The organism is Streptomyces sp. NPDC059740, from assembly GCF_042733155.1.
GTDB lineage: Bacteria > Actinomycetota > Actinomycetes > Streptomycetales > Streptomycetaceae > Streptomyces.
Window position 1 is genome coordinate 106,451 of record NZ_JBHWGP010000009.1, and the last position, 24,781, is coordinate 131,231.

15 protein-coding genes and 1 tRNA gene are annotated in these 24,781 nt (G+C 73.0%); 6 read left to right on the top strand and 10 right to left on the bottom strand.

The genetic code is table 11. The features are described from left to right. Nucleotides 1-7 precede the first annotated feature (7 nt). Nucleotides 8-2,755, bottom strand: a complete 2,748-nt coding sequence (gene polA, locus ACFV3R_RS13975; protein ID WP_385580809.1) for a DNA polymerase I — start codon at nucleotides 2,753-2,755, stop codon at nucleotides 8-10. Nucleotides 2,756-3,031: 276 nt separating this feature from the next. On the opposite strand from polA, the gene ACFV3R_RS13980 reads away from it, so the two are divergent. Together ACFV3R_RS13980 and ACFV3R_RS13985 are read left to right on the top strand one after the other, a co-directional pair. After that, nucleotides 3,032-5,314 carry an FdhF/YdeP family oxidoreductase gene (locus ACFV3R_RS13980; protein ID WP_385580812.1) on the top strand — a complete coding sequence of 761 codons (2,283 nt, stop codon included), beginning with the start codon at nucleotides 3,032-3,034 and terminating at the stop codon, nucleotides 5,312-5,314. 117 nt (nucleotides 5,315-5,431) lie between these two features. After that, on the top strand, nucleotides 5,432-5,896 hold the full coding sequence (locus tag ACFV3R_RS13985; protein WP_385580814.1) for a PaaI family thioesterase: 465 nt from the start codon (nucleotides 5,432-5,434) through the stop codon (nucleotides 5,894-5,896). Between the two features lie 69 nt (nucleotides 5,897-5,965). On the opposite strand, the gene ACFV3R_RS13990 is transcribed toward ACFV3R_RS13985, so the two are convergent. Beyond that, entirely contained in the window at nucleotides 5,966-6,640 is a 675-nt protein-coding gene (locus tag ACFV3R_RS13990) for an ANTAR domain-containing response regulator (protein ID WP_385580817.1), read from the bottom strand. 103 nt (nucleotides 6,641-6,743) lie between these two features. On the opposite strand from ACFV3R_RS13990, the gene ACFV3R_RS13995 reads away from it, so the two are divergent. Both ACFV3R_RS13995 and ACFV3R_RS14000 read left to right on the top strand, forming a co-directional pair. Beyond that, a tRNA-Leu gene (locus ACFV3R_RS13995) sits at nucleotides 6,744-6,818 on the top strand. Nucleotides 6,819-6,913: 95 nt separating this feature from the next. Next, entirely contained in the window at nucleotides 6,914-7,699 is a 786-nt protein-coding gene (locus ACFV3R_RS14000; protein ID WP_385580820.1) for a transcriptional regulator, read from the top strand. Nucleotides 7,700-7,756: 57 nt separating this feature from the next. Here the strand turns inward: ACFV3R_RS14000 and pyk are convergent, their stop codons facing one another. Beyond that, nucleotides 7,757-9,196, bottom strand: coding sequence for a pyruvate kinase (gene pyk, locus ACFV3R_RS14005; protein ID WP_385580823.1), 1,440 nt, complete (start codon nucleotides 9,194-9,196; stop codon nucleotides 7,757-7,759). Nucleotides 9,197-9,348: 152 nt separating this feature from the next. Beyond that, nucleotides 9,349-10,401: an SIMPL domain-containing protein gene (locus tag ACFV3R_RS14010; protein WP_385580826.1), complete on the bottom strand. Its 1,053-nt coding sequence runs from the start codon at nucleotides 10,399-10,401 to the stop codon at nucleotides 9,349-9,351. Between the two features lie 81 nt (nucleotides 10,402-10,482). On the opposite strand from ACFV3R_RS14010, the gene ACFV3R_RS14015 reads away from it, so the two are divergent. Next, nucleotides 10,483-10,923, top strand: coding sequence for a GIDE domain-containing protein (locus ACFV3R_RS14015; RefSeq protein WP_385581123.1), 441 nt, complete (start codon nucleotides 10,483-10,485; stop codon nucleotides 10,921-10,923). Nucleotides 10,924-11,009: 86 nt separating this feature from the next. Here the strand turns inward: ACFV3R_RS14015 and ACFV3R_RS14020 are convergent, their stop codons facing one another. The 4 genes from ACFV3R_RS14020 to ACFV3R_RS14035 all read right to left on the bottom strand — a co-directional run bounded on the left by ACFV3R_RS14020 (nucleotide 11,010) and on the right by ACFV3R_RS14035 (nucleotide 18,108). Continuing rightward, nucleotides 11,010-12,473 carry a lysine N(6)-hydroxylase/L-ornithine N(5)-oxygenase family protein gene (locus ACFV3R_RS14020; protein ID WP_385580829.1) on the bottom strand — a complete coding sequence of 488 codons (1,464 nt, stop codon included), beginning with the start codon at nucleotides 12,471-12,473 and terminating at the stop codon, nucleotides 11,010-11,012. Continuing rightward, the gene (locus ACFV3R_RS14025; RefSeq protein ID WP_385580832.1) at nucleotides 12,470-13,966 is read right to left on the bottom strand and encodes a pyridoxal phosphate-dependent decarboxylase family protein; all 1,497 of its coding nucleotides are present in this window, start codon (nucleotides 13,964-13,966) and stop codon (nucleotides 12,470-12,472) included. The genes ACFV3R_RS14020 and ACFV3R_RS14025 overlap by 4 nt, the downstream gene beginning before the upstream one ends. Nucleotides 13,967-14,516: 550 nt before the next feature. After that, the gene (pepN, locus tag ACFV3R_RS14030; protein ID WP_385580835.1) at nucleotides 14,517-17,102 is read right to left on the bottom strand and encodes an aminopeptidase N; all 2,586 of its coding nucleotides are present in this window, start codon (nucleotides 17,100-17,102) and stop codon (nucleotides 14,517-14,519) included. A 64-nt stretch (nucleotides 17,103-17,166) separates the two neighbouring features. Continuing rightward, nucleotides 17,167-18,108: a helix-turn-helix domain-containing protein gene (locus tag ACFV3R_RS14035; protein WP_385580838.1), complete on the bottom strand. Its 942-nt coding sequence runs from the start codon at nucleotides 18,106-18,108 to the stop codon at nucleotides 17,167-17,169. A gap of 162 nt (nucleotides 18,109-18,270) precedes the next feature. On the opposite strand from ACFV3R_RS14035, the gene ACFV3R_RS14040 reads away from it, so the two are divergent. Beyond that, the gene (locus ACFV3R_RS14040) at nucleotides 18,271-20,109 is read left to right on the top strand and encodes a beta-galactosidase (RefSeq protein ID WP_385580841.1); all 1,839 of its coding nucleotides are present in this window, start codon (nucleotides 18,271-18,273) and stop codon (nucleotides 20,107-20,109) included. Between the two features lie 55 nt (nucleotides 20,110-20,164). Here the strand turns inward: ACFV3R_RS14040 and ACFV3R_RS14045 are convergent, their stop codons facing one another. Both ACFV3R_RS14045 and ACFV3R_RS14050 read right to left on the bottom strand, forming a co-directional pair. Next, nucleotides 20,165-21,157 carry an aldo/keto reductase gene (locus ACFV3R_RS14045; protein WP_385580843.1) on the bottom strand — a complete coding sequence of 331 codons (993 nt, stop codon included), beginning with the start codon at nucleotides 21,155-21,157 and terminating at the stop codon, nucleotides 20,165-20,167. 102 nt (nucleotides 21,158-21,259) lie between these two features. Continuing rightward, complete coding sequence (locus ACFV3R_RS14050; RefSeq protein ID WP_385580846.1) at nucleotides 21,260-24,409, bottom strand: endo-alpha-N-acetylgalactosaminidase family protein; 3,150 nt, start codon at nucleotides 24,407-24,409, stop codon at nucleotides 21,260-21,262. Nucleotides 24,410-24,781 lie beyond the last annotated feature (372 nt).

Consider the following 24,781-nt stretch of genomic DNA (forward strand, 5'->3'; position numbering starts at 1 on the left):
CACCTCGTCAGTGCGCCGCGGACTCCCAGTCATCGCCGTAGCCCACCGACACATCCAGCGGAGCCCGCAGTTCGACGGCACCGGCCATCTCGCGCCGCACCAGCTCCTCGACGCGCCCCCGCTCACCGGGCGCGATCTCCACCACGATCTCGTCGTGGACCTGCAGCAACATGCGCGAAGTCAGCTCCGCCGCACGCAGCGCCGCGTCGACCCGCAGCATCGCGATCTTCACGATGTCGGCCGCCGACCCCTGGATCGGGGCGTTGAGCGCCATGCGCTCCGCCGCCTCACGACGCTGGCGGTTGTCGCTGCTCAGGTCGGGCAGGTACCGGCGACGGCCCAGCATCGTCTCGGTGTACCCCGTGGCCCGCGCCTCGTCCACCGCGGTGCGCAGGTAGTCGCGCACACCGCCGAACCGCTCGAAGAAGTTGTCCATCAGCCGGCGGGCCTCCTCCGGGCCGATGCCGAGCTGCTGGGAGAGGCCGAACGCGGACAGCCCGTACGCCAGGCCGTAGCTCATCGCCTTGATCTTCCGCCGCATCTCCGGGTCCACCTCGGACTTGGCGACGCCGAACACCTGCGAGGCGACCGTGGTGTGCAGGTCCTCCCCCGAGGTGAACGCCTCGATCAGCCCCTCGTCCTCCGAGAGGTGCGCCATCACCCGCAGCTCGATCTGGCTGTAGTCGGCCGTCAGCAGCGTCTGGTACCCCTCACCGACGACGAAGCCGCGCCGGATCGCCCGCCCCTCGTCGGTACGGACCGGAATGTTCTGCAGGTTGGGATCGGTGGAGGACAGCCGCCCCGTTGCCGCCACCGTCTGGTTGAACGTGGTGTGGATGCGGCCGTCGGCCGCGATCGTCTTGATCAGCCCCTCGACCGTGGCCCGCATCTTGGACTGCTCACGGTGCCGCAGCATGATCACCGGAAGCTCGTTGTCCGTCTGCGTGGCCAACCACGCCAGGGCGTCGGCGTCCGTGGTGTAGCCCGTCTTCGTCCGCTTCGTCTTCGGCAGCCCCAACTCGCCGAAGAGCACCTCCTGCAACTGCTTGGGCGAGCCCAGGTTGAACTCGTGCCCCGCCGCCTCGTGCGCCTCACGGACCGCCTGCTGCACCGCACCCGCGAACTGCTGCTCCAGACGCTCCAGCCACCCGCGGTCCGCCGCGATACCGTCCCGCTCCATACGGGCCAGCAGCGCACTGGTCGGCAGCTCCACCTCCCGCAGCAGGTCGGCCGCACCCACCTCGGCCAGCCGCGCGGCGAACGCCTCCCCCAGGTCCACGACCGTACGGGCCTTGACCATCAGCGCCTGCGCCTCGGCGTGCTCGTCGCCCTCCTCGGTACCGAAGGCGAGCTGGCCGCCCTCGTCCGCAGCCGGCGCCAGCTCCCGCCCCAGGTACTCCACCGACAGCGAGTCCAGCGCGAAGGACCGCCGCCCGGGCTTGACCAGGTAGGCCGCCAGCGCGGTGTCCATGCCGACACCCTCGATGCGCCAGCCGTGCTCGGCGAAGACCCGCATCAGACCCTTGGCGTTGTGCATCACCTTGGGCCGCTCCGGATCGGCGCTCCACGCGGCGAACGCCTTCTCGTCCGTCTCGTCAAGCTGCGCCGGGTCGAACCACACCGCCGGACCGTCGGCCGTCGCCAGCGCCACCTCCGCAACACTCCCCGAACCCACCGACCAGGTGTCCACGGTGGAGACGCCGATCAGGGCGTCACTGTGCTCGGCCAGCCACGGGGCCAGCCCACCCGGGGACAGGATCGTGCCGTCCACGGCGACACCCGGCTCCGCGACCGGCTCGGCCGCCGCCTCGGCAGCCCCAGGGTCCGCCGCCAGCAGCCGCTCCCGCAGACTCTGGTTACGGATCTCGACGCCCTCCAGGAACGTCGTGAGCGCGTGCCGGTCGTAGGCACCGCGCACCAGGTCGGCCGGGCCGCACTCCAACTCGACGTCCCGGACCATCTCGGTCAGCCGGCGGTTGCGCTGCACGGACTCCAGATGGTCCCGCAGGTTCTGGCCCGCCTTGCCCTTCACCTCGTCGACCCGCTCCACCAGCTCGGCGAACGACCCGAACTGAGTGATCCACTTCGTGGCCGTCTTCTCCCCCACCCCGGGGATGCCCGGCAGGTTGTCCGACGGGTCGCCGCGCAACGCCGCGAAGTCCGGGTACTGCGCCGGGGTCAGGCCGTACTTCTCCGCGACCTTCTCCGGCGTGAAGCGCGTCAGCTCCGAGACGCCCTTGGTGGGATACAGCACCGTGACGTCGTCGCTGACGAGCTGGAAGCAGTCCCGGTCACCGGTGACGATGGACACCTTGAAGCCCAGCTCGGTGGCGCGGGTGGTCAACGTGGCGATGACGTCGTCCGCCTCGAACCCCTCGATCGCGAACCGGCGCACCCCCATCGCGTCCAGCAGCTCCCCGATGAGCCCCACCTGGCTGCGGAACTCGTCCGGCGTCTTGGAGCGGTTCGCCTTGTACTCCGGGTACTCCTGCGACCGCCAGGTCTTGCGGGAGACGTCGAAGGCCACCGCGAAGTGCGTGGGCGCCTCGTCACGCAGGGTATTGGCCAGCATCGACGCGAACCCGTAGACGGCGTTGGTGGGCTGGCCCGTCGCGGTGGAGAAGTTCTCCACCGGCAGGGCGAAGAACGCCCGGTAGGCCATGGAGTGCCCGTCCATCAACAACAGCCGCGGACGCTCACCCCCCGCGGTGTCGGTGCCGGTCGCTTCCGTCTTCTTCGCTGCCTTTGCTGCCACGTCCCCGATCCTGCCACGCCCCACCGACAATCCCGCCACGGCGCCGCCCGCCCACCCACCGCGCCTCCCCGCTCCACCACCCCCACCGCACGGGCAGCACGCACAGACGTACGCACCGTCAGTGGTCCGTGACAGGATTCACCCAGCACCTGATCCCACACCCCGCCCCGCCGCGACCGACCCGCCACGCACCGCACCCGACCGGTCACCCGGCCGCCCGCCCCAGGAGCCCCGCCGCCCGCCGGCAGCGACCGCACGCACCCGAGGAGAGCCCCCATGGCAGCGAAGCCCCCCGCGTCCGACCCCGTCCAGGACGCCCCGGAGGTCACCTCCCCCCAGCACTCCGCCGTCGGCCTGCCGGCCATCACCCACGCCCTGCGCATGTCCCACGCGCAGATGGGCACCCGCCGCACCGCCCTCACCCTCCTCAACGTCAACCAGAAGAACGGCTTCGACTGCCCCGGCTGCGCCTGGCCCGACCCCGACCACCGCCACACCGCCGAGTTCTGCGAGAACGGCGCCAAGGCCGTCGCCGAGGAGGCGACCCTGCGGCGCGTCACCCCGGAGTTCTTCGCCACCCACCCCGTCTCCGAACTGGCCGACCGCAGCGGCTACTGGCTCGGCCAGCAGGGCCGCCTCACCCACCCCGTGTACCTCGACGAAGGCGCCGACCACTACACACCGGTCAGCTGGGAGCGCGCCTTCGACATCGTCGCCGGGGAACTCACCGCCCTGGACCACCCCGACCAGGCCGTCTTCTACACCTCCGGCCGCACCAGCAACGAGGCCGCCTTCCTCTACCAGCTCTTCGCCCGCGAGTTCGGCACCAACAACCTCCCCGACTGCTCCAACATGTGCCACGAGTCCTCCGGCTCCGCACTGACCGAGACCCTCGGCGTCGGCAAGGGCAGCGTCCTGCTCGAAGACCTCCACCGCGCCGACCTGATCATCGTCGCCGGCCAGAACCCCGGCACCAACCACCCCCGGATGCTCAGCGCCCTGGAGAAGGCGAAGGCCGGCGGCGCGAAGATCATCTCCGTCAACCCCCTCCCCGAAGCCGGCCTGGAACGCTTCCGCAACCCCCAGACCCCCAAGGGCCTGGCCGGCGGCGGCACCGCCCTCACCGACCTCTTCCTCCAGGTCCGCATCGGCGGTGACCAGGCCCTCTTCCGCGCCCTGAACCACCTCATCCTCGCCACCGAGGGCGCCGTCGACCGCCAGTTCGTCGACGCACACACCCACGGCTACGAGGAGTTCGCCGCAGCCGCCGCCGACCTCGACTGGGACGAGGTGCTCACCGCCACCGGCCTCACCCGCGAGGAGATCGACCGCGCGCTGGAGATGACCCTGGCCTCCGAGCGCACCATCGTCTGCTGGGCCATGGGCCTCACCCAGCACAAGCACTCCGTCCCCACCATCCGCGAGGTCGTCAACTTCCTGCTGCTGCGCGGCAACGTCGGCCGCCCCGGCGCCGGCGTCTGCCCGGTACGCGGCCACAGCAACGTCCAGGGCGACCGCACCATGGGCGTCTTCGAACGCCCCGCCCCCGCCTTCCTCGACGCCCTCCAACGCGAGTTCGGCTTCACACCGCCCCGCGCACACGGCTTCGACGTCGTCCGCGCCATCCGGGCACTGCGCGACGGCGAGGCCAAGGTCTTCTTCGCCATGGGCGGCAACTTCGTCGCCGCCTCCCCCGACACCGACGTCACCGAGGCGGCCATGCGCCGGGCCCGCCTGACCGTGCACGTCTCCACCAAGCTCAACCGCTCCCACGTCGTCACCGGCGCACGCGCCCTCATCCTCCCCACCCTCGGCCGCACCGAACGCGACACCCAGGCCGCCGGCGACCAGTTCGTCACCGTCGAGGACTCCATGGGCATGGTCCACGCCTCCCGCGGCAAACTCCGCCCCGCGAGCCCCGAGCTCCTCTCCGAACCGGCCATCGTCTGCCGCCTGGCCCGCCGCGCCCTCGGCTCCGCGAGCACCACCCCATGGGAACAGTTCGAGAAGGACTACGGCACCATCCGCGACCGCATCGCCCGCGTCGTCCCCGGCTTCGAGGACTTCAACGCCCGCGTGGCCCGCCCCGAGGGGTTCGCCCTCCCCCACGCCCCCCGCGACTCGCGCACCTTCCCCACCGCCACCGGCAAGGCCAACTTCACCGCCGCCGCACTGGAGTGGCCCCGCGTGCCGCAGGGCCGGCTACTGCTCCAGACCCTGCGCTCCCACGACCAGTACAACACCACCGTCTACGGCCTGGACGACCGCTACCGCGGCGTGCGGGGCGGCCGCCGGGTGGTGCTCGTCCACCCCGAGGACGCCACCGCCCTCGGCCTCGCCGACGGCGACTACGTCGACCTGGTCGGCGAGTGGCACGACGGGGTGGAGCGCCGCGCCGCCGGCTTCCGGCTCGTCCACTACCCCACCGCCCGGGGCTGCGCGGCCGCCTACTACCCGGAGACCAACGTGCTGGTGCCGCTGGAGGCCACCGCGGACGTCAGCAACACCCCCGCCAGCAAGTCCGTGGTGGTGCGGCTGGAACAATCCCCGCGCGGCTGAGCGTTTGCTCAGCCACGGTTGAGTGCGGGGTGGTGGGACGCTCCCTGACCGTTGGGCCCTCGTCCGCCGAGAGCCGCACACCACCGCACCGCGAAGAGACGAACGGAGTGGCCAGTCATGGGCGAGCAGCAGTCCCCCACCTTCCCGCAGGAGGTCGTCGACGAGTACGCGGCGCTCGGGGTCGACCTCCCCGCGCTGTTCTCGGCGGGGCACCTCGGCACCCGGATGGGCATCGAGATCGTCGAGGCCGCCGCCGAGCGCGTGGTCGGCCGGATGCCGGTGGAGGGCAACACCCAGCCCTACGGTCTGCTGCACGGCGGGGCCTCGGCGGTCCTGGCCGAGACCCTGGGCTCGGTCGGCTCGATGCTGCACGGCGGGGCGGGGCGGATCGCCGTCGGCGTGGACCTCAACTGCACACACCACCGCGGCGTGCGGTCCGGGCTGGTCACCGGGGTCGCCACCCCCGTGCACCGGGGGCGCTCCACCGCCACCTACGAGGTCGTGATCACCGACGAGAGCGGCGCCCGGGTGTGCACGGCCCGCCTGACCTGCCTGCTGCGGGACGCCCCGAAGACCGACTGAGACCGGCGACCGGACGCACGGGGCCCGCCCCCGCGAGAAGCGGAGGCGGGCCCTCGGGAGAGTGGGGGCTCAGCCCTCCTGCTTCCGCTCCCGCTGCTGCTTCTTCTCCTCGGCGTCCTCGATGACGGCCTCCGCGACCTGCTGCATGGACAGGCGGCGGTCCATCGAGGTCTTCTGGATCCAGCGGAAGGCCGCCGGCTCGGTCAGGCCGTACTGGGTCTGCAGGATGCTCTTGGCCCGGTCGACCAGCTTGCGGGTCTCCAGCCGCTGCGTGAGGTCGGCGACCTCCTGCTCCAGCGTCCGCAGCTCGGTGAAGCGGCTGACGGCCATCTCGATGGCCGGCACGACGTCGCTCTTGGAGAACGGCTTGACGAGGTAGGCCATCGCCCCGGCGTCGCGCGCCCGCTCCACCAGCTCCCGCTGGGAGAAGGCGGTGAGCATCAGTACCGGCGCGATGCTCTCCTCGGCGATCTTCTCGGCGGCGGAGATGCCGTCCAGGACCGGCATCTTCACATCGAGGATGACGAGGTCCGGGCGGTGCTCGCGGGCCAGCTCGACGGCCCGTTCACCGTCGCCCGCCTCGCCCACGACGGTGTAGCCCTCCTCCTCCAGCATCTCCTTGAGGTCGAGGCGGATGAGCGCCTCGTCCTCGGCGATGACGACGCGGGTGGTGTGCGGCGGGACGTGCGACTGATCGTCTTCGCCGGTGGGGGCGGTGGGCTGCTCGGGCTCGGCGGCGCTCACGGGACTCCTCGTTCCGGGCTGTGGCAGGTGGTGCCCCTAGAGCCTACCTACCTCCTGTATGGTGTTCCCACAGCAGGTGGGGGATCTCCCTGAACACCGGCTCGCCCCGGTAGCCCAATTGGCAGCAGGCAATGGATTCAAAACCCATACAGTGTCGGTTCGAGTCCGACCCGGGGCACTCGCTCGCTGACATGTCGAGCCATTCCACTCTTCTCGGTGATTACCCGGAGTTCGCGCTCCGCCAGCTCGACGCCGCAGGCGACGATATGCAGCGTGTACGACACAGCAGCCCGCAGGAACGCTCTTCGTCTCGTCCGTGACGGACACAGTCTGAATTCCGCCAGCAAAGAAACCGGAATTTCTCGTTCCACCCTCCGCTCCTGGCTGGTCGCATCCGATCCGGGCATCCGGCGAAACCCTCGTGCCACCTGTCCCCGTCATCCCGTCGACGGCCATCTGCGACAGGTCACCGGGGACTACAGCTATCTGCTGGGCCTGTATCTGGGGGACGGCTACATCGTCCACCATCGCGCCCACAGGGTTCCCAAGCTCTCGGTGGCCTGCGGCGACGCCTGGCCCGGACTCGTCGAACTGGCGGCGAACGCACTGGCCGCGGTGTTCCCGGCCAATCGCGTCGGCCGAGTCCGCGGAACGGGATGCAGCTACCTGTACGTGACCTCGAAACACCTGCCGTGCCTTTTCCCACAGCACGGGCCCGGCAAGAAGCACAGCCGGCCTATCGTCCTGGCCGACTGGCAGCAGGAGATCGTGGCGGAACATCCCTGGTCGTTCCTGCGCGGCCTGTTCCATTCCGACGGGTGTCGCATCACGAACTGGACCACCCGGCTCATCGGCGGGGAGCCCAAACGGTACGAGTATCCGCGGTATTTCTTCACCAACAAGTCGGCGGACATCAACGCACTGTGCACGGGCACGCTCGACGCGGTGGGGGTCGAATGGCGCCTGTCGCACCGCAGACAGGGGCGCCCCTCCGTCGTCTCCGTGGCCCGCCGTGCCTCCGTAGCGCTCATGGACGCCCACATCGGCCCCAAGTACTGAGGACGCCCGTTCCGTGGCGGGGCCCGGGCCGGGACCCGGGCCCGTACGGAAGCAGCCTCAGGCGTTGCCGCCGTCGTTCTCGCCGATGCGGTGGACGCGGACGAGGTTGGTGGAGCCGGAGACGCCGGGCGGGGAGCCGGCGGTGATGACGACCATGTCGCCCTTCTGGCAGCGGCCAAGCTTGAGGAGCTGCTCGTCGACCTGGGCGACCATCTCGTCCGTGGAGTCCACCATCGGGCCGAGGAAGGTCTCCACTCCCCAACTCACCTCGAGCTGCGAGCGGGTGGCCGGGTCCGGGGTGAAGGCCAGGAGCGGGATGGGCGAGCGGTAGCGGGAGAGGCGGCGGACGGTGTCGCCGGACTGGGTGAAGGCGACGAGGAACTTCGCACCGAGGAAGTCGCCGATCTCGGCCGCCGCGCGGGCCACCGCCCCGCCCTGGGTGCGGGGCTTGCCGCTCTCGGTGAGGACCGGCAGCCCCCGGGCCAGGAGGTCCTCCTCGGCCGCGGTGACGATACGGCTCATCGTCTTCACCGTCTCGACGGCGTACTTGCCGACACTGGTCTCGCCGGAGAGCATCACCGCGTCGGTGCCGTCGATGACGGCGTTGGCGACGTCGGACGCCTCGGCGCGGGTGGGGCGGCTGTTGTCGATCATCGAGTCCAGCATCTGCGTGGCGACGATGACCGGCTTGGCGTTGCGGCGGGCGAGCTTGATGGCCCGCTTCTGCACCATCGGGACGCTCTCCAGCGGCATCTCGACGCCGAGGTCACCGCGGGCGACCATGATGCCGTCGAAGGCCGCGACGATGTCGTCGATGTTCTCGACGGCCTGCGGCTTCTCGACCTTGGCGATCACCGGGAGGAAGCGGCCCTCCTCCCGCATGATGCGGTGGACGTCCTCGATGTCGCGGCCGCTGCGGACGAAGGAGAGGGCGATGACGTCGGCGCCGGTGCGCAGCGCCCAGCGCAGGTCCTCGCGGTCCTTCTCGGAGAGGGCGGGGACGGAGACGGCGACACCGGGGAGGTTGAGGCCCTTGTGGTCGGAGACCATGCCGCCCTCGACGACGAGGGTGCGGACCTGCGGTCCGTCGACCTGGGTGACCTGGAGGGTGACCTTGCCGTCGTCCACCAGGATGCGTTCACCGGTGGTGACGTCGGAGGCGAGGCCGGAGTAGGTGGTGCCGCAGACCTTGCGGTCGCCTTCGACGCCGTCTTCGACGGTGATGGTGAACTCGTCGCCGCGTTCGAGGAGTACGGGCCCTTCACGGAAACGACCGAGGCGGATCTTCGGACCTTGAAGGTCGGCGAGGACGCCGACGCTGCGGCCGGTGTCCTCGGCGGCCTGGCGGACCCGTTCGTAACGTGCCTCGTGCTCGGCGTAGGTGCCGTGGCTGAGGTTGAGGCGGGCCACGTCCATACCGGCCTCGACGAGCCCCTTGATCTGCTCGTACGAGTCGGTGGCGGGGCCCAGTGTGCAGACGATCTTTGCTCGGCGCATGTACCGAGCCTAAGACCTACTGTCGAGTAGGGAACTGTGTGCCGGTTACTGCCCAACGGCCTTTGAGTGAAGGGGTTTTGACAACGTGTGAATGCGCGGTACACCGCTCTGATGAGCATGCGGGTGGGGTCGGCCTGCGGAGCGGCGGCACCTCACAGGCGGGGGCGGGTCATGGTGAAGCGGGCGGTGACGGTGGCGTGGACCTCCTGGCGTTCCGGTTCGAGTACGAGCGGGGCGGGGGCGGCGCTGCGGGTGAGCCCGCCGGGGGGCGGGGTGCCGTAGGCGTGGATGCCACCCTCGGTGTCGGTGAGTTCGAGAAGTGCCGCGAGGTCGCCGCCGAGGGCGTGGGCGTACTCGCGGGCGCGGGTCAGGGCGTCGTGTACGGCCTGCTCACGTGCGGCGCGGTGGGCGGGGTTGTCGGGCCGCAGGGTCCACCACGGGCCTGCGACCTCGGTGAGGTCCTCGTCGCCGAGGCGGGCGGCCAGTTCGGCGAGGGCGGTGAAGTCGGTGAGCTGGGCGGTGAGGTGGACGCGGCCGTGGTGGGCGCGGACGCGTTCGCCGCGGGAGCGTTCGGAGAGTTCGGGGGTGAGGGCGAGGGCGCCGGTCTCCAGGGCGGTCACGGCGGTGCCGTGGGAGGTGACGAGTGCGCGGACCCGGTCGTTGCGCCGGGTGAGGTCGGCGAGGGCGGCGGTCCGGTCGGCGTTGCGGGCGGTGACGGTGATCCGGATGCATGCGGTGTCGGGGTCCGCCTCGATGCGGGCGTGGCCGCGGACGGTGAGGTGGGGGGCGTCGGGGGTGCCGTGGGGCGGAGCTTGCGGGGCGGTGTCGGTCATCGTCGTCTCCCGGGGGTGGGGCGGTTGCCGTCCGGGGAGACGGTAGTCCCGGGGGGTGGCGGGGGCGGTGGATAGGGTTTCCGGGTCGGTGGAGGACTTCTCGGGGGTGGTCATGGCGGTCTTGTTGGGGTGCGTGCTGCTGGTGGCGGCGGGCGTGCTGGGGTTCCGGGCGCGGATGGCGCAGTTGCGGATGCGGCGGCTGGCGGGCACGGAGACGGTCTCGGTGGCGGAGTTGCGGTCCTTGCAGCAGGCGGCGGCCGAGGCGGCGGGTCCGGGGGTGTTCCGGTACGGCTGCGAGGTGGTGGGGCGTGCGGTGGAGCCGGAGAGCGGGTGCTGCGGTCGCCGTTGTCGGAGACGGAGTGCGTGTGGCACCGGCATGTGGTGACGCGGAAGTACGAGGAGCGGTACCGGGACGCCCGCGGGAACCGGCGGACGCGGACGCGTACGGAGACGGTGTCGGAGGCGTCGAGCATGACGGACTTCGCGGTGGCGGACGCGACGGGGCAGGTGGCCGTCAGTCCGGGGGACGGCGAGGTGGTGGGGGCGGAGAAGGTTCTGGACCGTTTCGAGCGGCAGTTGCCGGACGAGGGCGGGGTGTTGCAGCTGGGGCCGTTGCGGTTGCAGTTGCCGAGCCGTGAGCGGACTCTGGGGTTCCGGCAGGAGGAGTGGGTGGTGCGCCCGGGGAGCTTCTTCTACGTGCACGGGGCGGCTTCGGACGACCGGGGGCGGTTGGTGATGGCGGAGCCCGCCGGGGGTGGTGTCTTCGTGATGTCGGTGCGGACGGAGGAGGAGTTGCTCCGGGCGGAGCGGAACCGGAGCCGGTACTTCTGGATCTCCGGGTCGGTCCTCGCGGTGGGGGGCGTGGTGTCGCTGGTGGTGGGGCTGGTGTCCTGAGGGGCGTCGCCGGCAGGTCGGGCGGGGCGGCCGGGGCCGGTCTCGGCAAGGGCGGGGGCTCCGGTGGCTGCGGCCCGGGTGGGTGGTCAGTGGCGGGCGTGGGGGGCGTGGGCCAGGTCGTGGGCGGTCCGTCCGCCGGAGGTGGGGAGTCCGAAGGTGGTGAAGGCGGTGCGGGAGGGCAGCGGGTAGGCGGGGGTGTCGCTGAGGGTGTTGAGGATGGTGGCGCTGCGCCAGGCGGCGAGGCCGAGGTCGGGGGTGCCGACGCCGTGGGTGTGGCGTTCGGCGTTCTGGACGAAGACGGAACCGGTGACGGCCGGGTCCAGGACGAGCCGGTGGCGGTCGTCGACGCGGGGGCGGGCGGAGTTGTCGCGCCGCAGGTAGGGGTCGAGGGCGGCGAGCAGGGTGTCCAGCCGGCGTTCGCGGTAGCCGGTGGCGAGGACGACGGCGTCGGTGGTGAGGCGGGAGCGGGTGCCCTGCTGGTCGTGTTCCAGGTGGAGTTCGACCTTGGTGGTGCCCACGCGACCGGCGGTGCGCACCCGGACTCCGGGGGTGAGGTGGGCGTCGGGCCAGCCGCCGTCGAGGGTGCGGTGGTAGAGCGCGTCGTGGATGGCGGCGATGGTGTCGTGGTCGATGCCCTTGTAGAGCTGCCACTGGCGGGGTAGCAGGTCGTTCCGTACGGCTTCGGGGAGGGCGTGGAAGTAGCGGGTGTAGTCGGGGGTGAAGTGCTCCAGGCCGAGCTTGCTGTACTCCATGGGCGCGAAGGCGGGGGTGCGGGTGAGCCAGTGCAGGCCTTCGTGGCCGGCGGGCCGGTGGGTGAGGAGGTCGAGGAAGATCTCCGCACCGGACTGTCCGGAGCCGATGACGGTGACGTGGTCGGCGGCCAGCAGGCGCGCGCGGTGGTCGAGGTAGTCGGCGGAGTGGAGGACCGGGGCCTGGGGGGTTTCGGCGAGCGGCCGCAGCGGTTCGGGGATGTGGGGTTCGGTGCCGATGCCGAGGACGAGGTTGCGGGCGTGGGTGCGGCCGAGTGCGTGGGCTTCGCCGGCGGCGTCGAGGTGGGTGTAGTCGATCTCGAAGACCTGGTGTTCGTGGTTCCAGCGGACGGCGTCGACGTGGTGGCGGAAGTGCAGGTCGGGCAGGTTCTCGCTGACCCAGCGGCAGTAGGCGTCGTACTCGGTGCGCTCGGTGTGGAGGCGTTCGGCGAAGTAGAAGGGGAAGAGGCGTTCGCGGGTTCTGAGGTAGTTGAGGAAGGTCCAGGGGCTGGTGGGGTCGGCGAGGGTGACGAGGTCGGCGAGGAAGGGGACCTGGAGGGTGGCGCCTTCGATGAGGATGCCGGGGTGCCAGCGGAAGTCGGGGCGACTGTCGTAGAAGGCGGTGCGGAGGTGGTCCAGGGGGTGGGCGAGGGCGGCCAGGGAGAGGTTGAAGGGGCCGATGCCGATGCCGGCGAGGTCCAGCGGGTCGGTGGGGCTGGTGGCGGCCGGCGGCAGGGGGCGGGCGGCGGCGCGGGGGGTGGTGCTGGGTTCGCTGGTGGGGCGTTGGCTGGGAATGGTCATGCGGGGCGGGCGCCTTCCACGAGTTTGAGCAGGGTGGCGAGTTCGTCGTCGCTGGTGTGGGGGTTGAGCAGGGTGGCCTTGAGCCAGAGGCCGGTGGCGGTGGTGGCGCGGCCCAGCACGGCGTCGCCTGACCGCAGGAGGTCGCGGCGGATGGTGGCGAGGGTGGTGTCGTCGCTGCCGGTGGGGCGGAAGAGGACCGTGGTCAGGGGCGGGCGGGAGTGGAGTTCCAGGGCGGGGTGGGCCTCGACGAGGTCGGCGAGGGTCTGGGCGCGGGCCAGGGTGCGGTCGACGAGTTCGGCGAGGCCGCGGCGGCCGAGGGCGCCGAGGGTGACGGCGACCTTGAGGATGTCGGGGCGGCGGGTGGTGCGCAGGGAGCGGCCGAGGAGGTTGGGGAGGCCGGCGTCGGTGTCGTCGTCGGCGTTGAGGTAGTCGGCGCGGTGGTCGAGGGGGGCGAGGTCGCGGCTGTCGGGCACGGCGAGGAGGCCTGCGGCGACGGGCTGCCAGCCGAGTTTGTGCAGGTCCAGGGTGACGGTGTGGGCGCGGTGGAGGCCGGTGAGCACTGCCCGGTGGGTGTCGCTGAGGAGGAGGGGGGCGCCGTAGGCGGCGTCGACGTGGAAGCGGGCGCCGTGGGTTTGGGCGGTGTCGGCGAGGGCGGGCAGCGGGTCGACGGCTCCGGCGTCGGTGGTGCCGGCGGTGGCGACGAGCAGCAGCGGCGGGGGCTCCTCGGTGGTGGTCGCGCGCCGCAGGGTGTGGAGGGCTGCTGCCGCGGCCTGGGGGGCGAGGGTGCCGTCGGGGGTGGGAACGGTGACGGGTTCGGGGAGGCCGAGCAGCCATGCGGCGCGGTGGATGCTGTGGTGGGCGTTGGCGCCGCAGACGATGCGCAGGGGCGGGGTGGTCGTGGTGCGGCGGGGGTGCGCCTCGCGGGCGAGGAGGACGGCGAGCAGGTTGGACTCGGTGCCGCCGGTGGTGACGAGAGCGTCCGCGCTGGGGGCGGCGCCCGGGGAGGGCCCGGTGGTGGTGCGGGGCGCGGGGACGCCGGGGAGCCGGGTGGCGGTGGCGGGGTAGACGAGGGCGGCGAGGGTGCGGGTGACGCGGCTCTCCAGGGCGGAGGCGGCGGGGGCCTGGTCCCAGGAGTCCATGGAGGGGTTGAGGGCGCTGGCGGCGAGGTCGGCGGCGGTGGCGACGGCGAGCGGCGGGCAGTGCAGGTGGGCGGCGCAGTGGGGGTCGGCGGGGTCGGCGGCGCCGCGGGCGAGGGCGCGGACCAGGGTGCGCAGGGCTCGGTGGGGGCCGACGCCCTGTTCGGGGAGGGTCTCGGGCCAGGCGGCGCGGAGGGAGCGGGCGACGGCGTCCGGGCCGCCGGGCGGGAGGGGTCCGGCACGGTCGGCGGCGCCCTGGGCGAGGGCGTCGAGGACGGTGGCGAGGAGCGGACGCAGCGCTTCCGGGCCTCGGGGGCCGCCGGCGAGTGCGCCGGCGGCGGTGGCGGGGACGGACATCGACGCGCCCTTCTTGCACGGAACGTGCAGCGCAGGAGCTGACTTAGGGTTACCTAAGCTAGCGTCAGTGGTTCCGTGTCGCCGCTCGTTCGGCACGCGACCACTCGTACGTGGGACAGCGGTTCGAGTGGGCCGCGGGAGTCTGCTATGGGGCGCGGTGCGGGTGGGTGGCTCCCGCGCCGGCCCCGCCGCCGTCCCGGGTGGGGGCAGCGCCCGCCCCGGGTGAGGTTGCCCGTCCCGGGCTCGGGGACTGCGTCCGGCTCGGGTGACCCACGGCTCGGCCGGGGCTGCACCTACTGCGGGAGGGGCTGCTTTCGGCTCGGGTGGGATCACGACGGGACCGGCTTGCGGGGGCGTCCTCGGGCGGCGGGGAGCAGGACGGCGAAGTCCCCCGCCGGGCACCGGAGCCCGGGCAGAGCGCCGGGGCGACCGGCCGGGCGACGGTCCCCGGGCGCGGGAGGGGAGAGTCCCCGGCACGCCGAGCGACGCGGGGCCGCCCCGGAAGGGCGGGGCCCCGCGTCGCTCGGCGTGCCGGTACCGCCGTGCGGCCTCAGACGGCGGTGCCCCTCCCCCAGGCTTCGCGGACGCGCAGGGCCCGCGCCAGGTCGTCGAGCTGGTCGTCCAGTTCGCGGCGGAGTGCGGGGGTCGGCTCGGTGCCGGGGGCGGGGTCGTCGAGGAGCCGGCGGCCGAGGGTGAGGAGGTGAGCGTCCACGAAGGGTGCGGGGAACGCCTGGCGGCCGGCGGCGCGGGCGAGGGTGGGGCCGCGTCGGGCGGCGAGGGTGAGGGCCGCCGGGAAGTAGCGGGGGACGTACTCCCCGAGCAAATCGAGCTGTTCGGGGTTCCAGAAGCCGGCGGCCGTCGCGTTGAAGAGGTAGTTCGAGAGCTCGGCGTCCGGGTCGTCGGTGAACAGGGCTTCCCAGGCGGCCTGTTTGGCGGCGGGGTCGGGCAGTGCCGCGCGGCAGCGGGCCGCGCCCTGCTGTCCGACGGCGCTGGGGTCGCGTTCCTCTTCGGCCTGGACGTCCTCGGGGGTGAGGGCGCCGAGGACCGCGAGGCGTCCCAGGATGCGCCAGCGCAGTTCGGGGTCGAGGGCCGGTCCGCCGGGTACGGACTCGCCGGACAGCCAGTCGGCGAGCGGGTCGGGGACGGCGGCGCTGTCGATGAAGGTGCGGGTGGCGGCGAGTCGCAGGCCCTGCCGGCTGCCGTGGGCCGGTCCTTCGGTGTGGCGCAGGATGGCGCGGCAGGTCTCGCTGAGGGTGGTGAGGGCGGCGGGCCGGTCGGCCGGCGGGAGGTAGCGGTCGGCCACCTGGTTGCGGGCGAAGGCGAGGACGCCCTGGACGACGGCGGTGTCGCTCTCGGTGGGGAGGTGGGCGCGGACCGTCTCCAGGTACTCGCGGGGGTCGAGGAGGCCGTCGCGGACCATGTCGCGGGCGGTGTTCCAGGCCACGGCCCGGCTGAGCGGGGCGGGCAGGCCGGAGAGGCTGGTGCGCAGGGTGCGCCAGGAGGCCTCGTCGAGGCGGACCTTGGCGTAGGTGAGGTCACCGTCGTTGGGGAGGACGAGGGCGGGGCGGCTGCCTGCCGCGTCGTGCCGGGCGGGGTGCGCGGGGTCGGCGGGGACGTCGAGTTCGAGGCGGGGGCGGGCGGTGAGGCGGCCGGGGGTGGTCGGGTCGTGGTCGTAGAGGCCGACGGCGACGCGGTGGGGGCGGGCGGGTCCGGTGGGGTCGGTGTGGCCGAGGCTGAGGTGCCAGCGGCCGTCGGACCCGCCGGTGGTGCGGGTGGTGAGGGTGTCGACGCCGGTGGTGCGCAGCCAGGCGGCGGCCCAGGCGTGGACGTCGCGGTCGGTGGCGCCGGCGAGGGAGTCGAGGAAGTCGGCGAGGGTGGCGTTGCCGAAGCGGTGCCGGGAGAAGTGGGCGTTGATGCCGGCGAGGAAGTCCTTCTCGCCGATCCAGGCGACGAGTTGGCGCAGCGCGGAGGCGCCCTTGGCGTAGGAGATGCCGTCGAAGTTGAGGAGCGCGGAGGCGGTGTCGAGGACGTCGGTGGGGGCGACGGGGTGGGTGGAGGGGCGCTGGTCGGCGTCGTAGCCCCAGCCCTTGCGGCTGACGGCGAACTGGGTCCAGGTGTCGGTGAAGCGGCTGGCCTCGGTGAGGACCTGGTAGCCCATGTACTCGGCGAAGGACTCGTTGAGCCAGATGTCGTCCCACCAGGCGAGGGTGACGAGGTCGCCGAACCACATGTGGGCCATCTCGTGGGCGATGACCATGCCGCGGCTCTGGCGTTCGGTGTCGGTGACGGCGGAGCGGAAGACGAAGTCCTCGCGGAAGGTGACCAGTCCGGGGTTCTCCATGGCGCCGGCGTTGAACTCGGGGACGAACGCCTGGTCGTAGGAGTCGAAGGGGTAGGGCTCGTCGAAGAGGACGTGGTAGCGGTCGAAGCAGCGGCGGGTGAGGTCGAGGATCTCGTCGGCGTCCAGGTGGGGGGCGAGGGAGCGGCGGCAGTGGACGCCGAAGGGGAGGCCGGCGTGCTCGGTGCGCACCGAGTGCCAGGGGCCGGCGGCGAGGGCGACGAGGTAGGTGGGGAGCGGCGGGGTGGTGGCCAGGCTCCAGTGGCCGGGGCTCTGCGGGTCCTGGGTGGCGATGCCGTTGCCGAGGACGGTCCAGCCCTGCGGGGCGGTGACGCCGAGGTCGAAGGTGGCCTTGAGGTCGGGCTGGTCGAAGGCGGCGAAGACGCGTTGGACGTCGTCGAGGAAGAGCTGGGTGTAGACGTAGTCCTCGCCGTCGGCGGGGTCGGTGAAGCGGTGCAGGCCCTCACCGGTGTGGGAGTAGGCCATGGTGGCCTCGACGTGGAGTTCGTGCTCGCCGGCGGCCAGGGCGGGCAGGGGGAGGCGGTTGTCGTCGAGGGTGGTGGTGTCCAGGGGGGCGCCGTCGATGGTGGCGCCGTGGAGGTGGACGGGTTTGAGTTCGACGAAGGTTCCGGGAGCGTCGGCCTCGGTGGGAGCGGCGCCCGCCCGCACGCTGAAGCGGATGGTGGTCGAGGAGGTGAAGTGCTCCTGGCCGCCGGTGAGGTCGAGGTGCACGTCGTAGTGGTGGACGTCGAGGAGACCGGAGCGGTTCTGCGCTTCTTCGCGCTGTAGTGCGGGCATGCCGTCATGCTGCCTCATGGGGCCGAGGGCCCGCACGGGAACCGGGGCGGTCGCCGCGGGGCGGTCACGGTGGGGTGGGGCGGTGGTGCGGGGGGCGGTGCGCGGTGGCGGCGGGTGGTGCCGGGTCGGTGGTGCGCAGCAGGGGCGGGTCGTCGGGGTCGGGTATCCGGGTGGACCAGCCGCCGGGGACGGCGCGGCCGGCCTGGGCGCGGAAGCGGACGGGGGCGGTGCCCACGCGGCGGGTGAACAGGCGGCTGAAGTAGGCGGGGTCGTCGTAGCCGACGCGGCGGGCGATGGCGGCGACGGGGAGTTCGGTGGCGGCCAGGAGTTCCTTGGCGCGGCCGAGGCGGATGCCCAGGAGGTAGTCCTTGGGGCTGCAGCCGGCGCCGCGGCGTACCGCGCGGCGCAGTTCGGCGGGGGTCATGCCGTGGCGGGCGGCGTGGCCGGCGATGGTGAGGGGGAGGAAGGCGTCGCGGGCCAGGGCGGTGAGGACGGGGTCGCCGTCGGCGTCGGTGTCGGCGCGGGCCCGACGCAGGGCGACGAGCAGTTCGGGGACGGCGGCGGCGGTCTCCACCTCCAGCAGCGGGTTGCCGCGGCGGGCGGCGCGGGCGATGCGGGAGACGGCGGCGCGGGGGGTGGCGGTGTCGGTGAGGGGGACGACGGGGCGGTCGGGTTCGATGTAGCCGAGTTCGGTCCAGGCGGTGGTGGCGGGGCCGGTGAAGTCGACGAAGCTCTCGTCCCAGCCGGTGTCGGGGTCGGCGCCGTAGTGGTGGGGGACGCCGGGGACCAGCCACAGCAGGGCGGGGGCGGTGACGGTGCGGCGTCGTCCGTCGGGGGTGGTGTACCAGCCGCGGCCGGCGCTGATGACGACGGCGACGTGGTGGTCCAGGACGCGGGGCCCGACCGGCGGCAGGGTGCCGTGTTGCAGGCCCACGCCGAGGCAGACCAGGCCGAGCCGGTGGAGGGCCGGGCCGGGCGTGAAGTACCGCATCCAGGTGTGGTACATCCCTGGCTCCTCTCGGCCTCGGTGTTTCCGGCTCGGGGTTCGGGGCTGCGGGTCTTCCGTCCAACCGGTGTCGATCTTTGTCCATGGACGCCGTGCGGGCCAGGGGCGAGGGTGGGCGCGGGTTGTGAGAAGCGACGCACACAGGGGTGGCGAGGAGTCGGCATGGTCGGTGGCGGTGGTGGGGGCGGTGCCCGTTTCGCGGTCGGGGAGCGGGGGTTCGCGCTGGACGGTGAGCCGGTGCGGTTGCTCTCCGGGGCCCTGCACTACTTCCGGGTGCACGAGGCGCAGTGGGGGCACCGGCTGGCGATGGTGCGGGCGATGGGCCTGAACTGCGTGGAGACCTACGTGCCGTGGAACCTGCACGAGCCGTCGCCGGGCCGGTACCGGGACGTGGCGGCGCTCGGGCGGTTCCTGGACGCGGTGGCGGGGGCGGGGTTGTGGGCGCTGGTGCGGCCGGGGCCGTACATCTGCGCGGAGTGGGAGAACGGCGGGTTGCCGCACTGGGTGACGGGGCCGTTGGGGCGGCGGGTGCGGACCCGGGACGCGGAGTGGTTGCGGCTGCTGGACGGCTGGTTCGAGCGGTTGCTGCCGCAGGTGGTGGAGCGGCAGGTGTCGCGGGGCGGGCCGGTGCTGATGGTGCAGGTGGAGAACGAGTACGGCTCCTGGGGCAGCGACCGGGTGTATCTGGAGCACCTGGCGGCGCGGTTGCGGGGGCTGGGGGTGGAGGTGCCGCTGTTCACCTCGGACGGGCCGGAGGACCACATGCTCAGCGGGGGTTCGGTGCCGGGTGTGCTGGCGACGGCGAATTTCGGGGCGGGGGCGCGGGAGGCGTTCGAGGTGGTGCGCCGCCACCGGTCGGTGGGGCCGCTGATGTGCATGGAGTTCTGGTGCGGCTGGTTCTCGCACTGGGCGGCGGCGGACGGCACGGTGGAGCCGGTGGTGCGGCGGGAGGCGGCGGACGCGGCGGGGGCGTTGGCTCAGGTGCTGGAGTGCGGGGCGTCGGTGAACGTCTACATGGCGCACGGGGGGACGAACTTCGCCGGGTGGGCGGGGGCCAACCGGGCGGGCGCCCTGCACGACGGGGCGCTGGAGCCGACGGTGACCTCTTACGACTACGACGCGCCGATTGACGAGCGGGGCCGGGTGACGGAGAAGTTCCGGCTGTTCCGGGAGGTGCTCGCCGGGTACGCGGCCGGTCCGCTGCCGCCGGTGCCCGCTGCGGAGCCGGTGCTGGAGCGGCCGGTGCCGGTGGAGTTGACGCAGTGGGTGGCTGCGCCGGAGTTGCTGGCGGGGCTGGGTGGCCCGGAGGTGGTCTCGGGCGTGGCACCGGCCTTCGAGGAGCTGGACGTGGACCGGGGGGTGGTGCGGTACCGCTTCGAGGTGCCCGGGCCGCGGCAGCCGTATCCGTTGCGGGCGGTGGGGTTGCGGGACCGGGCGGTGGTGTATGTGGACGGGGTGCGGCGCGGGGTGGTGGAGGGGGAGGACGTGCTGCTCGGGGAGGTCGCGGGCCCTGCCGTGGTGGAGTTGTGGGTGTCCTCGCTGGGGCGGGTGAACTACGGGCCGCGCACCGGTGAGGCGAAGGGGCTGACCGGTGGGCTGCTGCACGAGCGGCAGTACCTGCACGGGGTGCGCTCGCGCGGGCTGCGGCTGGACGCGTGGGAGGACGCGGCGGCGGTGGCTCGGCTGCCGTGGCGGGCGTTGCCGGACGCCGGGGAGGAGGTGCCGGGTGGTCCGGGGCCGGCGGGGCTGTTCCGGGGGGTGTGCGAGGTGGCGGGGGCGGGTGACGCCGCGCTGGAGTTGCCGGGCTGGGAGCACGGTTTCGCGTGGGTCAACGGTTTCTGCGTGGGCCGCTACCGGGCGGTGGGGCCGCAGGTTTCGCTGTATGTGCCGGGGCCGGTGGTGCGGGAGGGGCGTAACGAGGTGTGGCTGTGGGAGCTGGAGGGTTCCCCGCCGCCGGCCGGGGTGGGCGCGGCGGCGGGGGCGGTGCGGCTGGTGCCCTGAGGGGGCGGGGTGGGCGGACGCCCCGGGTGTTGCCGGCGCTCCGGGGCCCGGGGGCTCACCAGCGGTGGTGGACCTGGGCGCGGATGCGGCGGTCGTAGAGGTCGCTGATCGCGGTGAGGGTGTTCTGGTCGAGCGGGGGCAGGTCGGCGGCGGCGGCGTTGGCGCGGGCCTGTTCGGGGGCGCGGGCGCCGGGGATGACGGTGGTCACGCCGGGTTGCTGGATGATCCACCGCAGGGCGGTCTGGGCCGGGGTGGCGCCCTCGGGGGCGAGGGCGGCGAACTCGGCGGCGGCCTCGACGCCGGTGGCGAAGTCGACGCCGGAGAAGGTCTCGCCCTGGTCGAAGGCCTCGCCGTGGCGGTTGAAGGTGCGGTGGTCGTCGGCGGCGAAGACGGTGTCGGCGGTGTACTTGCCGCTGAGGAGGCCGGAGGCGAGGGGGACGCGGGCGATGACGGCGACGCCTGCCTCCCGGGCCGCGGGGAGGACCCGCTCCAGCGGCTTGGTGCGGAAGGGGTTGAGGATGATCTGGAGGCTGGCGAGGTTCGGGTGGGCCAGCGCGGTCAGGGCTTCCTGGCAGGTTTCGACGCTGACGCCGTAGCGGGCGATGCGCTCCTCGGCGACGAGGGTCTCCAGGGCGTCGAAGACCTCGTCGCTGGCGTGGACGGGGCCGGGCGGGCAGTGGAGCTGGACCAGGTCGAGGCGGTCGGTGGCCAGGTTGCGGCGGGAGCGGTCGGTCCAGGCGCGGAAGTTGTCCAGGACGTAGTTCTCCGGGAGCTGTTCGGCGCGGCGGCCCATCTTGGTGGCGACGGTGACGGCTTCGCGTTCCGCGGCGGTCCGGCCGGCCAGGAACGCGGCGATGGTCTGCTCGCTGCGGCCGTCGCCGTAGACGTCGGCGGTGTCCAGGAAGGTCACGCCGGCTTCCAGGGCGGCGTCGAGGACGGCGTGGGCGTCCTTCTCCTCGACCTCGCCCCAGTCGGCGCCGAGCTGCCAGGTGCCGAGGCCGACGACCGACAGCGGCTTGTCCAGTTTGTCGCTTGCACGCTTCTCCATGGGACCAGTGTCGCAGTCGGGGCGCGGTGGGCGGCGGGCCGTGTGGGGCGGGTCCGGCCGCACCGCGGTGAGGGGTGCGGCCGGACCGGGGCGGGTGGCGTGTCAGACCTCGCGCACCTCGAAGGCGTCCAGGGCGAACTCGGCGGTGCCGTCGTCCCCGGTCTTGCGCAGCCCGACCCACGCCTCGCCGTCGGCGGGGGCGGTGAACTCGTAGCTGTGGGTGGCGGGTTCGTGGGCGACGGGCAGGGGCTCGCGGCTCAGTTCCCGGGTGGCGGGCGCGTCGGCGGCGGTGATCCAGGCGTACTGGTCGGCGACGCCGTTCTCGAAGCGGAAGGTCACCCGGTAGCGCCTGCCGGGGAGGAAGCGGACGCTGTGCGGCACCGTCCGGTAGACCAGGCCGGTGTTCTCGCCGCGGGACTTCAGCGACTGGGTGCCGTCGACGATGTCGTCGATCGCCTTGCCGTTCCAGCCGCGCTGGGTGTAGCGGGCGTGGCGTTGTGCGACGTGGGTGCGGGGGTCGGTGGTGCCGCCCGCGTCGCCCTTGTAGAAGACGCCCCAGCCCTGCGGGACGTGTTCGAAGTCCTCGGCGGCCACGAGGCCGGCAGCGGGCTGCGGTCTGCCGGTCGCGACGACGCGGACGTTGTCGAAGCGGACGCGCGCCTCGCCCTTGCCGGCGCCGAGGGTGAGGGTGGCGGGGCCGCCGCCCTCGGGGACGGTGAAGAGGGTGAACATGCGCTGGAAGCGGGTGCCGGACTTGCGGTCGGCCGCGACGAAGTTGGCGGCGGTGGAGGTCTGCGTCCAGTTGACGGCCCGGACGCCGTCGGCGGTGGTGACGGCGAGTTCGGCGCGGCGCCGCTGTCCGGCCTCGGTGCCCACCTCGACGTCGGCGCTCGCGACGTACCGGCCGGGCGTCAGGCGGCGCAGCCGCTGCGAGACGGTGGCCGGGGCGCCGGCGGGCAGGACCAGTTCGTAGTCGCCGAGGTCGTTGCGGCGGACCTCGGCGGCGCCGGTGACCTGCCAGGCGTCGAGGGTGCCGGAGTGGAAGCCGGGGTCGGCCAGCGCGGTGCCCTCGCCCCAGCCGGGGTCGGGCTGTGCGGGGGCCCGGTGCCGGTACACGACGTAGGCGGTCTTCGGCTCGGCGGTGAGGGTGAGGTGCCCGTCGTGGACGGCGAGGCGCTGTTCGTCGGAGCGGCCCTGGTCGGTGAGGCGGTGGACGTGGACGGTGGTGGCCTTCGCCCAGCCGCGGGGCAGCTGCCAGGTGCTGGTGCCGCCGCCGGGGTGGTAGTGGTACAGCTTGTCCGGGTCGGTGGCGTTGCGGGGCTCCCAGGGCAGCAGGTAGCGGCCGTCCTCGTAGACGAGGCGGTCGTCGGTGATGATGCGGCGGGTCCCGTCGGCGTCGGTGACCCGGGTACGGGTGGGACCCTCGAAGGTGACGGTGTGCTCGGTCCAGGTGCTGATGGGGTAGGCCTGGAGGTACTTGGCGGGCAGGGCGTCGCGCCAGACGATGTCGAGGAAGGCGTTCCAGTCGGTCTTGCCGGTCCAGCCCTCGAAGTTGCCCATGCGTCCGGCGCCGAGCAGGGTGGGCCACCTGTCGGCGAAGACGTCCTTCTGGTGGTTGCGGACGAAGCGGATGAGCTGGGAGTTGACGCCGCGGGAGGTGTCGGGGCCGTAGTCGGTCTCGTTGGCCCAGTGGGACCACAGTGCGGAGCGTTCCAGGCCGTTGGCGAACTCGGTGGCGAGCTGCCAGCCCTGTTCGTGCAGGTGTGCCTGGAGGGCGTCGGAGTTCCAGCCGGACTCGCGGAAGACGTCGATGTAGAGCATGTTCAGGGCCGGGTCGGTCTCCCGGCGCAGTTGCCGGAGGCGGGCGGCGATGTCGCCGGAGACGAGGTCGCGGCGCGGGTCGATGCGGTAGGACTGGTCGAGCCAGTCCCACTGCGGGTCGTCCTTGTCCACGAGGGTCTCGGAGAAGGCGTGCGCGACGGGGTAGGACTCGGTGGCGTTGATGTGGACGGCGAAGTCGCTGTTCCACTTCTTTCCCGCCCGCACGCAGGTGTTGAGGTCGGCGAGGCCGCCGGCGCAGGTGTTGTAGTTGCCGCCGTAGTCGGGGTGCGCGGAGTCGTGGCCTTCGGACTGGTAGCCCTTGAGCAGCGTGAACTGGCGTAGTCCGTCGGTGGCCAGCGCGATGCGTTTGACGTTGTCGAGGGCGGCCAGGAACGGGGTGGTGGCCTGGCTGGCGAAGTTGTAGGGGATGTGGGAGACGACGCGCAGGTGTGTCTCCTCGGCGCCGGGCGGGTCGGTCATGATGTCGCGGAAGGCGATGGCGGCGTCCTGCCAGTCGGTCTTCCCGTCGCCGTTGCGGTCGCCGGTGACGATGACGGTGACCTGCGGCAGCGGTTCGGTGGCGGCGAGGGGCTGCCCGGCCGCGCGGTGGGTGAACTGGCCGCAGCCGAGGCGGGCGGTGACCTTGCCGCCGCTGCGGACCGTGCGCCGCCACAGCCGGCCGTTCTCCCAGGTCTGGTCGGCGCCGCTGGGCTGGTCCCAGACGGTGTTGGTCTCGATGGCGGCGGCGAGGTGGTCGGTGGCGAGGACGGCGTAGGCGCAGCCGGTGGCGGTGGTCTGGAGCGGGGTGTCGGCGCTGACCGTCACCTTCGTGTCGCCGCTTTGGGCCTTGTCGAGTTCGAGGCGGGCGGCGAGGAGCGTCGCTCCCGGTTGGTCCTCCCGCACGGCGAGGAAGGCGAGTTCGGGGAGGTGCAGGGTCCCCACGCGCAGCGCCTCGGTCTCGTGGATGTCGGTGACGCGCCAGGTCACGGTGGAGTGGTGGACGCGTATCTCGACGGTGATCCGGGTGCCGCCGTCGAAGGTGAGGAGGTAGCGGGCGTGGTCGGCGGCGAGGGTGGTGGTGACGGCCGGGGTGCGGGCGGTGGAGTCGATGACGACCTGGGTGACGCTCTCGTCGTGTCCGTGCAGGGTGGCGCCGGTGGCGCGGTCGGTGTAGTCGACGATGCGGGGGAAGGCGCGGTCGACCGTCACCCGGAGGGTGTCGGACCGGAGCACGGCGGTACCGGCGTCGGCTGCGACCGCGTCGGGGGCGGTGGCCAGGGGCAGGGCGGTGGCGATGCCGGTGAGGGCGGTGGTGACGACGACGCCCCGGCGGGTGGGCCCGTGCCCGGCGCCGGCCGGCCCGGCCGCCGCGTCCGGTGCCGGCCGGGGGTGGCGGCTGGGGGCGTCCTTCGGTTCTCTCGCGTCGTTCACGCGCGTGTCCTCCTCGCACCGGCGGTGGGTCTGGTCCGCCCAGGGTGGGGTGGGGGCGTGAGGGGCGCTATGGACAAAGGAGCGGGCTGTGTTGGACTTAGGGGTCCTTGCCATATGCCCGCCCGGGCCGCGTGGTCTGGCACCGCACCTCGCGGCGTTGCCGAAAAGCCCTGGTAGCTCCGCTACGAGGACCCTCCGGCGCCTTGCGATGCACGGCACCGGACCACGCGACCTCATCGGACGCTCATATGGCAAGGACCCCTAACGGTCGGGTCCGGGCGGCAGCCGGAGGGAAGTGCGCGGGCGGGGTCCTGCCTCCTGTGGAGGTCGGCTGCCGCGGCCTGTGTGCTCTCGCCGTGGGCACGGCTCGGG